The sequence below is a fragment of the Aquiflexum gelatinilyticum genome (genome assembly GCF_024813435.1).
GTDB classification, from domain to species: Bacteria; Bacteroidota; Bacteroidia; order Cytophagales; family Cyclobacteriaceae; genus Cognataquiflexum; species Cognataquiflexum gelatinilyticum.
This window is the reverse complement of sequence record NZ_JANAEZ010000014.1, coordinates 26,026-40,521: the sequence shown is the minus strand read 5'-3', so window position 1 is coordinate 40,521 and position 14,496 is coordinate 26,026. Positions and strand designations below refer to the sequence as shown.

Genomic DNA, 14,496 nt, shown 5'->3' with positions numbered 1-14,496 from the left:
TTTGTTATTCCTAGAAGCAAAAGATAAAAACCCAAACTCTGATATTGTTTCAATTTATCTTTTCAAAAAACCCTATTTTGGTATTTATGAAACGATTCCTGATTGTATTCTTTGCCCTGCTGATTTTAAAATCAGGAGAAACCGCCGAATGCAGAACCCAATCTGATTCTGTTTACACCCTTCCTTTCCATATCGATGCCGGTCTTCTCGTATTCAAAGGCCAAATGAACGGCGTGGACACAGATTTTGCATTCGATACCGGTGCGAGTATGGGCTTGGCAAACTCCCTTGCCGAACCGGCCGAAAGGCTGCAGGTCAAAGGCAAAAAAATCAAAATGCGGGATTCCAACAAGCAGGTGGCCAAAGTCCCGACAGGACTGACAAAAGAAATCAGGATCGGCGGAGTCAGCTTTCCCAAAGTACGGAGTCTTGTCAATGACATGGCATACCTCTACTGCATGGATTATTACCTGCTCGGCTCTGACATCATTTCACAGCTCAATTGGGAGATTGATTTTGAAAACATGGTGATCCGTTTTTCGAAAAATCCTTTCCCAGTCGAAAATGGATGGACAGACATTCCGGTTTATTTTTTCAATAAGAGGCCTTATGTTACGGTGAAGTTTGCCGGGGAGGAATTTGAAAACATCCTCATCGATACAGGATATACGCATTTTTTCAGTTTTCCGGCCAACAACCCTTCCATTCAGGATTTCCTGTCACTGAAGGACAGCCTCGGCCTCAGTAATCCCGATATCAGCAGTTCTATGGGGGCATTGAGTATCCAAACAGACAGCACAAGAACGATCTTGGTGGACAGTCTCCAAATCGGCGAAAACTATTTTGAAAAAATCCCGATAAGTTTTGAGCCTATTACCGGGGCGAAACTCGGCATTGGTTTTTTCAAAACTTTGGGCAGCAGCCTGGTCATCAACAATTCCGAATCGAAATACCTCCTCCGCATGCGGAAAGCGGTGAAGTTCAAAGATCCGATCCAAGTCGGGGTGCATTACCTAGAGGGAAAACTCGTCGTCATGAGCAAATCCATCGGGGCAGTCCCTGAAGACATTATGCTCAGCATCGGAGAAGAAATCCTTTCTGTGAACGGCCGCAGGGCGGAAGATTTTGAGGATTCCTGTGATTTTATGAGGTGGTCATTTACCAACAAACCCAAATCCATGACCATCACCAAATTGGATGGCACTTCTTTGGTTTTTGAACCGATAAGGTTGAAATAGGAAAGAACCCTAATTTCTATAAAGCTGCTTTCTCAACTTGCCAACAACTTGCTGGCGATTGGAATACTTACAAAAGAATTCTCAAGCTTGTGACTCGCTATTGAACAGCCCTTATCTGGGGTTTAATATAAAGCCTCACAGATAAAAAAGGTCCGTTTTCTAAGCTTAAATCGATATCATCACTTCCAATTATATCGAAATCATAGGTTCGTCTTGCAGCAATTCCCCCAAAAAGTTCGATGAATAAAGGTCCGACGATTCGATACTGGAATTCAGGTCCCAATCTTACCCGTGAGAATCGAAGCAAGTCCACTTCAGATCCATTGAATGTTTCATTGTTGAGATTATACTGACTCCCATTTACGTCAAACTTTAACCCATAAGAGAATCGATTGGTATAATTCCACATCGTTTTCACAAAGAAAGGTAAGTTAATGTCCAATTTCATTTTATCTCCCACTCTAGTCATACCTAAGGAAGGTAAAATCAAAGGTCTACCAAACCTTGACGTACTGATTACGCCTAAGCTATAAGAAAACTTTTCAGTCTTTTGAGTTTTAAATAAGACTCCACCTTGCATCAAAAAATTATTTCCGGAAAAGCTTCCTGGTTCGTCAGTTGTGGAAATAGCTGGAAAAGCACTAACAATCAATTGTTTATTTTCAGATACACTGAAAACACCCGCCATGCGCAAACCAAGAAAAAACAGGTCATCATTTGATTGACGATCGGCGCTTTCCGGAACTACCAATCGATAGGTGGCTCCGGCCAGGAGGAACCATTTTTCTTTCCGTATCGCAGGTAACAGAAACGAAACTTGGTATTCTGAAATAATGGCCTCAATACTATCAATTTTGCTAAGGGATGTTTTAGGATATCTTGCGTATTCCACTTCTAGCAATTCAAATTCCTGACTCCAGCAATTACCAGCAATAGCCAACAGTAAGATCGTCCCAAATATTTTATTCATTGAAATGATATTTTTTTGTTTGGTAGTAAAGTCCACATACCCCAATTTCAGCTATTGTTGATGCTGTCAATTCAACAGACGGCCATCACCCAATTCTAGAATCCTGTCACTTTTCTGTGCAAACTCATCGTCGTGAGTAACTGCAATAATGGTTTGTCCCCTTTCGGCTGCTAGCTGGCGAAAAATCTCAAACACGATATCTGTATTCTTCGAATCCAGATTGCCTGTAGGTTCATCCCCCATTATTACAGCAGGCTGGTTGATTAATGCCCTTGCTATTGCTACCCGTTGTTGTTGTCCACCGGATAGTTTATTGCTTTGCTTCATTGCTTGGGCTTCAAGACCAAGCATTTTTAGATTTGAATATGCATCTTCTCTGATTTCCTCTTGGGATTTTTTACCTAGTTTGAGTGCCGGAAGCATCACGTTATCCAATGCTGTAAACTCAGGAAGCAGGTAGTGAAACTGGAAAACGAATCCGATGTGCGCATTTCGAAAGGCTGCTAACTGATTTTGGGTCCGTCCTGTAAGGCATTCCCCATTGATGGTAATCTCACCTGTATAATCTGTATCCATGGTAGATAATAGATAGAGCAAGGTTGATTTTCCTGAGCCCGACTTACCGATCATGGATAAGAACTCCCCCTTTTTGACATCAAAAGAAATATCCTTCAACACCTGAAAGGTCTCCGGTTCGTGAAAGTATTTGCTAATTGCTCTGGCTGATAGTGCTATTTCTTCGTTCATCCTCTTATTATTTCTACAGGGTCCACTTGAGAAGCTTTTTTGGCAGGGAGATATCCTGCTACAAATGTTGTGATCAATCCAAAAATGAATGCTAGGATATAATCCTGGGGATCGTAAACCATTGGAAGTGTATCCAATGTTGCCACGCGAAAGGGTATATAGCTTACCAATACTGAAACTAAATAGCCGAAAATGATCCCTACTATTCCACCGATCACCCCTATGATGACAGACTGAACCAAGAATATTTGAATGATGTCTGTTCCGTCAAACCCCATAGCCTTAAGGATTGCGATCTCTTTTATTTTTTCATTCACAGTCATGTTCATTATGTTGAAAATTCCAAAACCGGCTACCAGAAGGATGGTGAGTGAAACAGCTACAGCAATGATATTCCTTAAGTCATTTCCGGCTTGAAGTTGGCCGTTAGACTCATTCCAGGACTCCACTTTATAGGCAACTTTGGGGGCTAGTTGAGTGGCTACTTTGGTTGCCTCATTGAAATTTTTGATGTTGATCTGAATATCAGTAACATAACCCTGATTTTTGGAAATCAACTGCCTTGCTGAGCTGATGCGGACGTAGCCTTTGGCATTGTCTACCCCACCGATAGTTGTTTTGATGATACCGATTACCTTAAAATTGCGACTGACACCATCAGCAGTAATCACCGTCACATTATCATCTAGGGTCAAACTTAATTTCGCAGCCAAGCCTGCTCCTAGTACCACTCCATCACCTCGGTCTTCCAAACTCCTCCAGCTACCCTGTGTAATGTATTTTTCAGTGCCGAAGAGGACACTCTCCTGTTTCACATCGATGCCTGATAAAACTCCGTTGAGTTTGGTGGCTCCATTTCTAAAGAACACATTGACATTGACTTGGGGAGTAATTCCGGTAATGGCAGGATGGTCTTCAATGGCAGCAATAATTTTTGCAGAATTCTTAATTCCTTCTGTATACTGGATCACCTTTGCATTTCTGAGATTTACCAGTTTATCCTCTCCGTATTTCTTTTGTAAAAGATTGGTATTGTCTTCAGGAAGATCATTATAGATATGAATGTGCGCCAGTGTACTGAAAGCGAGCTCAGTTTGTGTATCATTGACACCAGTCATGAACCCATTCATAAAAATGTACATGGATATCCCGAAGGTTACGCTTAGGATCGCCACCATGGTTTGCTTGACCCTTGAGGTAAGATGGGCACGGGATATTTTCAGATTGGTCACCCGACTCATGGCTTTTTCATCTGTTTAATTTGCCTGGATTGGTCAAGTCCGGATATGATCTCCACCCAGTCACTAGTGCGAATACCTACTTTTACTGCTTCTTTTTCCCCATCTTTATAGAGAATACTATCACCCGGCAGAAGGTAATTGCTAGGGATGACCAAGGCATTTTCTTTTTGAGCGATGATGATATTTGCCTGCAGCTGTGTGTTCACATAGAGCTCGGGAGCTTCTACAAATGCTGCTTCACAAATAAAAGATTGCTGCAGCTCGTCAAAAGCGGGATAGATTTTTGAAATGCGGGCCTCGAGTAAGTCGTCTTTTTGGGTATTCAGCGAGATGGTAGTCAGCTGCCCTACTTTGATCTTGTCAATATCCTCCTCTCCCACAAACAATTTTACCAGCGGTTTTCCTCCTCCAATCCTGGCTATAGTTTCTCCTCGTCTTACCAGGTCCCCTTGATTTTTATAAACTTCCAGTACCCTGCCGTCAATAAAAGAGGAGAGGTAATAATCGCTGGTGTTTTCCTTTTGGATATTGAGTTGGGTTTCTGCATTGATGAGGTTAAGCCTCAATTTTTCTACCAGATCACTCAGTGATTTTTGTAGGATATCCACTTGGCGGCTGGAGTTTTCATATTGCACCTTGGCACGCTCGAGCTCTTGCTGCGATACCGCTCCAGTCTTAGATAGATTCTGATATCGTTTGTAATTGGCAGCATCTATTTCAAGTTGCGCTTTGGCCTGTTCGATTTGCAGGCGAAGTTGACTCTGTTGAGGTGAGTTTTCATTCAGATTCTTAAGGGCGTCCTGGTAGGTGGCCTGCGCTCCAGACAACTGCTCGTTTTGCACCTCACTGGAGAGCTGAAATAATGGCATCCCTGCATTTACAGAATCCCCCTCTTGAATCGGTGCTGCCACTAGGTAGCCCTCACTGTTTGCGGTGACCAGGTATTCATTTTCCATGATGATATGACCACTTGCAAATACCGCATCTACTATTGCTATCTGCCGGGCACTGGTAGTTTCTGAAGTATTGCAGGAGCTAAGGATGGCCAAAATGCCACAACAAAGCGATAGGTTTCGGATAGTTTTCATTGGATTCTTGGAATGATTTGGCTGTAATAGGAATAAGTGTTCAACAGAGAATTTAAAAATGCATTTTCAGCTTTTAGGTAATCCTCAAAGGCGTAGAGATAGCGATCCAGGCTGATCAAGCCTTCTGAATACTTTTGAAGGGTAAGTCTTTCGTTTTTTTCATAGAGTCGAAAAGCCTCTAGGGCAAGACTCGCGTTGATCAGACTAGAGTGATACTCCTCAATCAGCTGGGCATCCTGAATTTGGCTCTCGAGATTTACCTGATTCAGCTCATATTCTGCCAGTTCAAGATCCACCTTACTGGCCCTAAGTTTATTTTTAGTAGAGAAACCGGTGAAAATGGGAATGGAAAAGTTCAGTCCGAGGTAACTGTAATTTGTCCAAGAATTATTGCCAAATTCAATCCCGAAATTTTCCCTGAATTGTTGTTTCCCATAATAGCCATATAAAGAAAGCTTAGGAACAAATAGGGATTTTTGGATGTTGACCTGATTTTGTGCCTGCTGCGCACCGATTCTGGCTAGTCTGATTTCCTCATCAGGAACAAGCTCTTTAGTGCTATATTTTGGAGGCAATTCATAATTTATATCAGCCACAACATGTATTGAATCCACTGCCCGCAGTCCCAACAGAAGCTTAAGGTCATTGCTATTGTTATGATATAGTTGTCTGCTGGTAGTTAGGTTTTGCCTAGTGACATTGGAATTGATTCCTGCTTGGTTCGCAGCTATCGCATCCAATGTGCCTTCTCTGAATTTTTGCTCACTCAACGAAGCAATGCTGTCAGCTATTTCCATATCCTTCTCAGCTAGGGCTATGGCTTGCTTGGAAATGACCAGGGAGTAATAAATGAAATGTACCTGCTGATCAAGTAGTTGTAGGTAAGCCGCTTGTTGTGCCTCAGCGGCTTCATAAGTCAACTTAGCCATTTTCACCTTCAGCATAGATTGCCAGTCGATCAGACTCATCGTTAAATTGAGGCCAGCATTGTAGGCGTATTCCTGTCCAAATTGGGCATTTACAGTGCCGCCAGGCTGACCAAAGAAATCGCCTGGAACGGGAGTGACGGGCAGCTCGAAGTTCTTTTGCCCACCGAAGCTGCCGGTGACTGAAGGCAAGAATACTGACTTTGAAGCCTTTACTTCAAAACTGCTCTTTTCCACATTGAGCAAATAGCTCTTCAGATCTGGGTTTTGCGTTCTTATGAGCTTGATAAGCTCTTCCACAGAAGCAACATCCACCAAAACAGGATCGGTCTGAGCACCAGCTTTAAAGGAAATGATCATAAAAAGCAAAAGCATGAATTGCTTATTAAAAGTCATTCTCGGTTTTTTTTTCATGTTTAGAAAATTTGTTTTTCACCGGCCACTTGGAATAGCCTGTACGTTTTGGAATGGAGATCGTCTTTCGACAGGATTATTCATTAGGCATGGCATCCTTTCAGTTAGTTCATCTCACTCGATTCCATTTGCCAATAATGAACTGTAATGCAAGCGTGGAAGTAATTCCTCCGGGAGAAATAATACCTCCTATATTCTTTGATCTTGAAGCATGTAGATAGCCCATGTTAATATCAATCATCATTCTTGGCGAAAGTCTATGGGCAAGACCAAATAAAATATTACCATAGTTGTAGTTCCTACTTTGACGGATGGTTTGTTGATACTGACCTTGTGCAACCGTAAACCCCCCGCTTCCACCTTCAGCCACAGCTTTTATTATCCCTAACTTTAATCCCGTATATATCCGGGTAAAAGCTCCGACATTGAAAAAATACTTGCCCCCAATTCCAACATTAACCATTGCCCCTCCACTGCCACTACCCTCGACTTGTATCCCATTGGGTCCGCCAATTGTCAGGGAAGTGATGGTTTGGTTTTTAGGTAAAGACATAAAATCCAATGCAAGGAAAACTTGGATGTCTTTTGAAACAAAATACCCGCTTTCCAAACCGATAAACGATCTCTTGCTCGTAAAATCTGCTAGGGTGATCGTATCCGGTAAAGTTGACCGACCAGAATTGGACACGAACCTCAGACCATATTCCAATCCGATAGTCCATCTTTTTTTGTAAACCCTTTTAAGAGAGTCTATAAAAACCGGTCTTTTTTCCAGTTCTTCTATCGTTTTGTTGGCATAAGTGAAGGGGACATATCCTGTGGTCTGGGCCATTAAGTTGCCTGAGGTTATCAGCAGGGCTAGCATTACCAGTATCCTTTTCATCCTACTTGAATCTGCGAGCTTATAGTGTCGACCGAGTCCAGGTTTGCTTGCGTGTAAACCCCCGATAGGTTACATTTAATTCGAGCTTGTCTTTTCCGAAACTTACTATTGCAACATCCATTTTCATTCCGCGCTTTGGTGCATAGAGTTTACCGTACCACTTTCCGCTTCGATATTGAAGATTTTCCAGCATATCAATCCCCAAAACCTTACGATTTCTTAAATCCTTGTTTGGGTTGTTTCGGTCGGTGACGGGATTCCCATTTTGGTCTGTAGGTTGCTCCAGCCAAACCACTTTTCCAAAGGAGTTGTCACCCTTTTTGTAGATTTCAATCTTACTGTTCCCTTCCTCTGTCAGCCAGATTCCTTCGATTGATTCTTGTGCATGTGCCTGAAATGCGGCTATAACCAAAAAGATTGTTACTATTACTTTATTCACCTTTTCCATACATTTTGAATTATTATTTAATCAAAATAACATGGGATACTTTTTCTAAAGTAGGCTAAGGTTGCTGAAGCAGAAAAATCAAGGGTTGAACCGTTCTTTATCTGCCTAAATCAGAAGACTCTCCTCCCCACTTCAGGTATTACATCATGGTGATACTTCAGGACAAGGATTAACTGATACCTGATGGATGGCTTCTTTGGCATAAAATTAGAAAATGGCTCCAGCGGATGCCGGTAATTTCTATTGCACCTTCAGGGTTGCTTAGGCAGCATGTTGGGTGAAAAGTTGCTGCTGAGCAAGTGAAAGATGTTCAAGGTCAAGGAAGCAAAAAAGTTTATGGTTGACTTTACTTGTCAAAATCAATAATCCGCCCACCGTTTAAACTCCGAAGCTTTTTCTTTGCTGATGATAATCGGTGAAGGTGGCTCAGGGTGAACCTTGAGCAATAAACGTCCCGTAAAATAAGGCTCTATTTCTTCTATTGCAGATCGGGCAACCAAGTACTGACGATTGGCCCTAAAGAACATTGCCGGGTCCAATTGCTTTTCCAATTCATCCAGAAAAAAATCAATGACATATTCCTTTTGGTCCTTCTTTCGAAGAAATAATCCCCTTTCCTTTACATAAATGAAGGCCACGTCAGATACATCCACGAGGTGCATTTTTTGCTTAAAATCGACTAGAAAGCTCGAGCGGTAGCTTTCAGGCCTAAATTCCCTGGCCAAGGTTATCAATTGATGCATGTAATTTTGACGGTTGTAATCTTTATATGATGCCAGATAATTGTTAATGGCTTTCTCCAGTTCAGTGGGATCTATCGGTTTAAGAATATAATCCAATCCTTTCACTTTAAATGCCTGCAAGGCATATTCATCGAAAGCAGTAGTGAAGATCACAGGTATAGAAACCTCCACGTGCTTAAAAATCTCAAAACTAAGTCCATCCGTAAGCTGGATGTCCATAAAAATCAAATCTGCTTCCTGTCGTGTCCGCATCCAATCCAGAAAACCTTGAACACTATTTACTGCACCTATCACTTCAAACCTTATAGGTAGTTTTTCCAACTCTTTCAAAAGGCGTTTTACGGCAATATCTTCATCTTCAACGATTAGAATCTTAATTATGAGGTTCATAATTGTTTCTTTTTTAATGGCAAAATCACTTTAAACAACTCATTATCTTCACCGTACTCGATTGGGGCCACCAGCAATGAAAAACGTTTCTGTAAATTTTCAAGACCAAGTCCCTCACTGTATGATACAAATGGTTTGGGATTGATATTGTTTTGAATGACTAAAGTATCCTTGGTCTCAAATACTTCGATCCGGAGCGGATTTTCGTGGGTTGCTTGGTTGTGCTTCACTGCATTTTCGATCAAGAGTTGCAAAGAAAGTGGAGGGATCAGCACCTTACGCATTTCGTCAGGGATATTCACTTCGAGATGAACCGCCCCATTAAACCGGATTTTCAGCAACTCCCAATAATCATTTAAAAAGGTCAGCTCATCCTCGAGAAAAACAAAATCCCGCCTGCTGCTTTGTAAAACCACCCGGTACAGATTCGAGAAAACCCTGACAAAGCCAACAGCTTTTTTTTGATCCTCTTCAATCAAATCAATCAATGTGTTAAGGCTGTTGAATAGAAAATGTGGATTGATCTGCTGCTTCATAGTTTCCAATTCAGACTTTAGCTTCTCAGTCTGAAGCAGGAGGTTTTGCGCATAAAGAGACTCCTGCTTCTTGGTCATTTTCAGTGCTTGTTGGAATACTGCAAAGATCAAGGAGGCCATAGTAAGTCTGGTTGCCACAACCCATATGGGTACGGCAGAAGATAGACTTATCCATGATGGCAAAAGGAAATAATCCAAGACCAAAATAAAGCAGATGTATAGGAGATTGGTCAACACAAATACTGCTTTCACCATTTTGGTTTCCCCAACTCTAAAAATGAACCAGCCTGGGTGCTTGATCTGGTAGTCGTTTAACTGCCAAATAGAATATAGAAATAAGACACTTAACAGGTATTTTGGAAAAGCTTGTATCGGATCAAGATCACCCCTATTGCTTATAATACTGAGTCCAGGCAGCAGCAAGGAAAGGATGATGGGTAATATTCTTTCAATTCTATTCATAGCTCAACAAGCATACGAAAAATCATTTAAATAGGAATAAATCTTTGTTCAAAACCTTCAAATTGACAGCTCAAGTTTGATTTTAAAGGATTGAACTCTTCGGTTTTTAATTTCATATGATTATAATTTTTCTTCATAGGCCTTATGGAATCTCGCATGGATTATAATCATCTCTCTGTGTGTCACTTTAGGTCATGCCTGTCTGCCACAGGAAGGCTAGATTTCAACTGTTTATAATTTGTTTTTCAAAGGTCAGATAGGCTTTCCCGATTTATCTTCGGAAGAATACGTCAAGATAATCTTCTCCATGTGTGATCCCGTACATACGGGATCATGGGCATTTCATCATTCCTTTTTTATACCGATACTCCCAATTGAATCCAAAAAAAAATCCTGCATGAACAGAAGCAGTTTGCCACTTCAACTACTATCAAAGCCTATCCCAGTTCCCCCTTTTAACTCCTCAAAAGGGTTGATCGAAAACAATTTTCCGAAAAAATTGTATAAATTATTTATTACACTGCCAACCTGAACCATGAAAATCAGAAGCATATTAGCCCTTCTCAGAAATGTAAAGACCAAATCTTTGCAGCCCGGGGATGTTTTGATCAGCGAAGGTTCCAATAACTAGGAAGTTTTTTTATTTGGAAGGGTTAATTTTGCGCTCGCCCCTATGGGCGCAAAGGAGGTTTGAGGATGGCGGGGGTACAGTTGAACTGATTTAGTAGATATGTTCCTTTGATAGTATGTTTGTTCAATTCACAGACATCCTTGTTCAGTTCACTGCGTTCGATAAATACTAGGAGTGTAATAGGACGTAATTTTGGGGTAAATCAATCATGAAAAAGCATTAAATTTTCCGTGAATTTAGGACAAACCGAAAGTCGGTGAAGACACCTCAGAAGCTCCCTGAATCAGGAATTCCCATTTTTGGTAGATACACCAAAAAATCTTAACTAGTTGCCTAATCCTTGTATTAAATATTCTATTCTTAAAATTGAAACTCAACACAAAAACCATATTTCCCATTGCCCTATCCATGGTTTTGCCCCTTCTGGGGATATATGCAAACCCCGATACGGAGTCCATTTTTAATATGGGTTTCATCGGTAACTGGATAGTTGGGTTCATCACCTGTTACGCATTGTGGTATATGCTTTGGGAACTTTGGAGGGTAAAAAAAACCAAATATAGGGCGTTGCTATTTGTGTTGGGCATCCTTGCTTGTATTGTCGTTTTAAACGGTCTTTTCTTCCTATTTATGCCAGATGGAGTAGAGAATTCATTAAGGGCCCAATCGATACCGAGAATCATATTTGCTTCCATCATTTTTATGATTATTCAATATGCGCTCAAAACGCAGGAAAATATTTCGAAGTTATTGATTGAGAAGGAGCAGATACAGAAGGAAAATTACAGGGTCCAATTAAAAGCTTTGCAAAAAACGGTCGATCCACACTTTCTGTTCAACTCTTTGAACACACTACGTTCCATGGTGCGACAACAGCATCAACATGCCGAGGCTTTCATAATGAAGCTGTCCGACTTTTACAGGCAGATATTGAGGCATGACGATAACTCGACGCTACCGCTTTCTGAAGAGCTGATGGTGCTAGAGTCGTACCTTTTCCTGATGAAAAACCGCAACGAGGCAGCCGTGGAAGTGAAATTTGGGGTTGACGAGAAGTTGCATTCCTTGCATTTACCTGCTATGGCATTGCAGATAGTGGTAGAGAATTGCTTCAAGCACAACAGTATGACCGCCAAAAAACCGCTGACCATTGAGATCCTAAGTACGGATAGCGGTCATATCGAAGTATGCAATAACCTCCAACCGAAAATTGAAGAGACTGAAAGCTCCGGTTATGGCCTGGATGTTTTGAGAAAGCGTTATGCGCTTTTGAATCAGCAGGATGGGGTTACGATTAAAGAAACGGACGGACATTTTCTTGTACAATTAAAACTGCTGAAAAGATGAATGCCTTAATTGTGGAAGACGAAGCACATACCGCCTTACTTTTACAGGAAATCATTGAGCAAGATGACGACTTTATGGTCATCGAAAAACTAGAGTCGATAGCAGAAGCGGTCCAGTACTTGAGTAAATACCAGAAAAACCTGGATATTCTCTTTTTTGATATCCAGTTGGCAGATGGGAAGAGCTTCGAAATCTTTAAACATGTGGATGTAACCGTGCCCATCGTGTTTTGCACCGCCTACGATGAGTATACACTCGAAGCGATCAAAAACAACGGGATAGACTATGTGCTCAAGCCTTTTAAAGAAGAAGAAATCCATGGGGCGCTTCAGAAATACAAAAGGCTGGTCAGCAGTTTGCAAGCTAAAAATGCAGCACCTGTAATCATGCAGACACAGGATGATAAGAAATTTCAAAAGAACTTTCTGACCCAGCACCGTGAAAAATCTATAATCAAAAAAGTGGAAGAAATCGCCGCTTTTACCGTGGAGTATGAAAACGTGTACCTCTACACCTTTGAAGGGGAAAAATATCCCATCTTTAAAAAACTGGAATACGTAGAATCCGTCTGCGATCCGAGCCAGTTCTTTCGGGTCAACAGACAGGTATTGGTGAACAGGAGGGCCATACAATCTTTTGAGCCTTATTTCAACCGAAAAATAATCTTACATCTGAGTATACAGCTACCCGAGCAAGCGGTGGTCAGCCGCTTGAAAGTATCGCCATTTAAGGAATGGTTGGAGAGATAAGGTAGTATCTTTTTTAAAATGTTGAAATTCCCAGTTTTTTGACCGAAGTCTTGCTTTGCACGCTGCATAAAAACCTGCAATCCTCATAAGCTAAACCTCTCCACAAATTACCTGTGCGATCTATTGAAGAAGCAAACAGGAAATGGAATCAAATTAAGGTATATCGGTGTAATTCGCCCCTATTAATATCCTGTGGCTTGTGGTGTAAAAGACTCCATCTTTAAACAGAATTAGCCTTTGTCTATGTACTTCTGCAAACGGGACTTTATTTAATGATCCTGCTGAACAAATTTACGGAGTATGTGAAATTGTTATATAGGCCTTCAAAAAGCTCATTTTTTAATCGATCAATAATTTTTTTGGTACAGACCAACCGATTAAAACCTTAACTCCCAACCTGTTCAATTGACTTGCCTTTTGGTGCAGTTCAGTCAGTTTACACCGAATCAGCACGATCAAATAGGACAATTTTACGATGTATTCAATAAAACAAACACTTTAAATTTTGGTAAAATGAAAACATCTAAATTCAGTTATTTCTTATTTCTACCACTGTTTGTGGTGCTCTTGAGCTGTGTAGAAGATGAAGAGCAACAACCTGAAATCGAACCTGTAGGCTCCTCCGCTTTTCAAGAACTCTATGATCAAGGGGTAGATAGGTACTTGGGCACCATTAAACCAATTTCGTCCGCACAAGCGGGCCCTTCAGGCGTTACCCAATATTTATTTAGTAATCTGGATGGTCCCGTTTGTTTTACAGGCAGCCAGTTTTCCATGTTTACTAGAAATGGGAGTAGCAATAACCTGATGATCTTCCTACAAGGAGGGGGCTTTTGTAGCCCGGTAGTTTGTGAAGCAGTGGAAGAGGGCATTCCTTATATTCCTTTCGGGATTCTTAACCCATCCGACCCGCAAAACCCTGTGGCAAATTTTAATGTAGGGTATGTGCCTTACTGCGATGGGTCTATGATGGCTGGCGACAACGAGGTAGACAGCGACGGGGATGGGGTAAAGGACCGTTTTTTCAAGGGTTTGCAAAACCTATCCGCATCCCTGGATGTGATTGTTCAAAACTATCCCTCGCCCGATAAGATTGTCCTTGCCGGAAACAGCGCAGGAGGCTTTGCGGTGCATACTGCTTTACCCTTAGTTAGAAAATTATATCCCAAAGCCCGTATTTATGTAGTAAATGATTCAGGCCAAGGTCTTGGTAATCCTGGAGGCTTTGAGGGCTTATTTACTTATTGGAATGCTAATGCCTTTATACCTTCAAGTTGCAGTGATTGTATCGGAGCTGATGGAAACTTGACCGGTTTGCATAAGTATCAGCTGGAGCAAGATGATAACATTAGAATGGCCTACATAAGCTCCAAGCAAGACTCCATTAGTTCAGCTGCTCTAGGTGCTCCCGCTTTTGAAGCCCAACTCATAGAAGCTGCTATGGAACTTAACAACGCCCACCCCGAACGCTTCCAAAGTTTGATTGATAATGGTGATGCTCATACCTATATCATCAGAAGTTTCAATCTTGAAATAGGAGGTATATCCGTGAGGCAATGGATAAAAGAAATGATCAATGAAACTGCGGATTGGGAAACAGTTATCGAGTTATAGAAGCTCGTCTTAAAAGCATTTCCCAACAATTTTTTCCATCGAAGATGGATGCTAGCTAATCATTTACAT

At 41.3% G+C, this 14,496-nt stretch carries 13 protein-coding genes; 4 read left to right on the top strand and 9 right to left on the bottom strand.

Annotated features, from left to right (window positions below):
* Positions 1–86: 86 nt before the first annotated feature.
* Positions 87–1,238, top strand: coding sequence for an aspartyl protease family protein (locus NK987_RS21055; RefSeq protein WP_258421504.1), 1,152 nt, complete (start codon positions 87–89; stop codon positions 1,236–1,238).
* A gap of 97 nt (positions 1,239–1,335) precedes the next feature.
* On the opposite strand, the gene NK987_RS21050 is transcribed toward NK987_RS21055, so the two are convergent.
* From NK987_RS21050 to NK987_RS21010, 9 genes are all read right to left on the bottom strand, one after another.
* Positions 1,336–2,208, bottom strand: coding sequence for a DUF6268 family outer membrane beta-barrel protein (locus tag NK987_RS21050; protein ID WP_258421503.1), 873 nt, complete (start codon positions 2,206–2,208; stop codon positions 1,336–1,338).
* Positions 2,209–2,274: 66 nt separating this feature from the next.
* Complete coding sequence (locus tag NK987_RS21045; RefSeq protein WP_258421502.1) at positions 2,275–2,955, bottom strand: ABC transporter ATP-binding protein; 681 nt, start codon at positions 2,953–2,955, stop codon at positions 2,275–2,277.
* Positions 2,952–4,196, bottom strand: a complete 1,245-nt coding sequence (locus NK987_RS21040; RefSeq protein ID WP_259265457.1) for an ABC transporter permease — start codon at positions 4,194–4,196, stop codon at positions 2,952–2,954. The genes NK987_RS21045 and NK987_RS21040 overlap by 4 nt, the downstream gene beginning before the upstream one ends.
* Complete coding sequence (locus NK987_RS21035; protein WP_259265456.1) at positions 4,193–5,284, bottom strand: efflux RND transporter periplasmic adaptor subunit; 1,092 nt, start codon at positions 5,282–5,284, stop codon at positions 4,193–4,195. The genes NK987_RS21040 and NK987_RS21035 overlap by 4 nt, the downstream gene beginning before the upstream one ends.
* Complete coding sequence (locus tag NK987_RS21030) at positions 5,281–6,624, bottom strand: TolC family protein (RefSeq protein WP_259265455.1); 1,344 nt, start codon at positions 6,622–6,624, stop codon at positions 5,281–5,283. Before NK987_RS21030 ends, NK987_RS21035 begins: the two co-directional genes overlap by 4 nt.
* A gap of 109 nt (positions 6,625–6,733) precedes the next feature.
* Positions 6,734–7,507 (bottom strand): hypothetical protein, encoded by a 774-nt coding sequence (locus NK987_RS21025; RefSeq protein ID WP_259265454.1) that lies wholly within the window; start codon positions 7,505–7,507, stop codon positions 6,734–6,736.
* A 19-nt stretch (positions 7,508–7,526) separates the two neighbouring features.
* On the bottom strand, positions 7,527–7,955 hold the full coding sequence (locus tag NK987_RS21020) for a DUF2147 domain-containing protein (protein ID WP_259265453.1): 429 nt from the start codon (positions 7,953–7,955) through the stop codon (positions 7,527–7,529).
* Between the two features lie 359 nt (positions 7,956–8,314).
* Positions 8,315–9,088: a LytR/AlgR family response regulator transcription factor gene (locus NK987_RS21015; protein ID WP_259265452.1), complete on the bottom strand. Its 774-nt coding sequence runs from the start codon at positions 9,086–9,088 to the stop codon at positions 8,315–8,317.
* Positions 9,085–10,086 carry a sensor histidine kinase gene (locus tag NK987_RS21010; protein WP_259265451.1) on the bottom strand — a complete coding sequence of 334 codons (1,002 nt, stop codon included), beginning with the start codon at positions 10,084–10,086 and terminating at the stop codon, positions 9,085–9,087. The genes NK987_RS21015 and NK987_RS21010 overlap by 4 nt, the downstream gene beginning before the upstream one ends.
* Before the next feature lie 997 nt (positions 10,087–11,083).
* Between NK987_RS21010 and NK987_RS21005 the strand changes: the two genes are divergently transcribed.
* The 3 genes from NK987_RS21005 (at position 11,084) to NK987_RS20995 (ending at position 14,427) form a co-directional block, all read left to right on the top strand.
* On the top strand, positions 11,084–12,064 hold the full coding sequence (locus tag NK987_RS21005) for a sensor histidine kinase (RefSeq protein ID WP_258421494.1): 981 nt from the start codon (positions 11,084–11,086) through the stop codon (positions 12,062–12,064).
* Positions 12,061–12,813, top strand: a complete 753-nt coding sequence (locus tag NK987_RS21000; protein ID WP_258421493.1) for a LytR/AlgR family response regulator transcription factor — start codon at positions 12,061–12,063, stop codon at positions 12,811–12,813. Before NK987_RS21005 ends, NK987_RS21000 begins: the two co-directional genes overlap by 4 nt.
* A gap of 558 nt (positions 12,814–13,371) precedes the next feature.
* Positions 13,372–14,427 carry a pectinacetylesterase family protein gene (locus NK987_RS20995; RefSeq protein WP_259265450.1) on the top strand — a complete coding sequence of 352 codons (1,056 nt, stop codon included), beginning with the start codon at positions 13,372–13,374 and terminating at the stop codon, positions 14,425–14,427.
* Positions 14,428–14,496 lie beyond the last annotated feature (69 nt).

Coding starts and splice junctions, on each gene's coding strand:
- NK987_RS21035 (WP_259265456.1), bottom strand. CDS start 5,284: ATGAAAACTATCCGAAACCTATCGCTTTGTTGTGGCATTTTGGCCATC.
- NK987_RS21050 (WP_258421503.1), bottom strand. CDS start 2,208: ATGAATAAAATATTTGGGACGATCTTACTGTTGGCTATTGCTGGTAAT.
- NK987_RS21015 (WP_259265452.1), bottom strand. CDS start 9,088: ATGAACCTCATAATTAAGATTCTAATCGTTGAAGATGAAGATATTGCC.
- NK987_RS21000 (WP_258421493.1), top strand. CDS start 12,061: ATGAATGCCTTAATTGTGGAAGACGAAGCACATACCGCCTTACTTTTA.
- NK987_RS21030 (WP_259265455.1), bottom strand. CDS start 6,624: ATGAAAAAAAAACCGAGAATGACTTTTAATAAGCAATTCATGCTTTTG.
- NK987_RS21010 (WP_259265451.1), bottom strand. CDS start 10,086: ATGAATAGAATTGAAAGAATATTACCCATCATCCTTTCCTTGCTGCTG.
- NK987_RS21045 (WP_258421502.1), bottom strand. CDS start 2,955: ATGAACGAAGAAATAGCACTATCAGCCAGAGCAATTAGCAAATACTTT.
- NK987_RS21020 (WP_259265453.1), bottom strand. CDS start 7,955: ATGGAAAAGGTGAATAAAGTAATAGTAACAATCTTTTTGGTTATAGCC.
- NK987_RS21025 (WP_259265454.1), bottom strand. CDS start 7,507: ATGAAAAGGATACTGGTAATGCTAGCCCTGCTGATAACCTCAGGCAAC.
- NK987_RS21055 (WP_258421504.1), top strand. CDS start 87: ATGAAACGATTCCTGATTGTATTCTTTGCCCTGCTGATTTTAAAATCA.
- NK987_RS21040 (WP_259265457.1), bottom strand. CDS start 4,196: ATGAGTCGGGTGACCAATCTGAAAATATCCCGTGCCCATCTTACCTCA.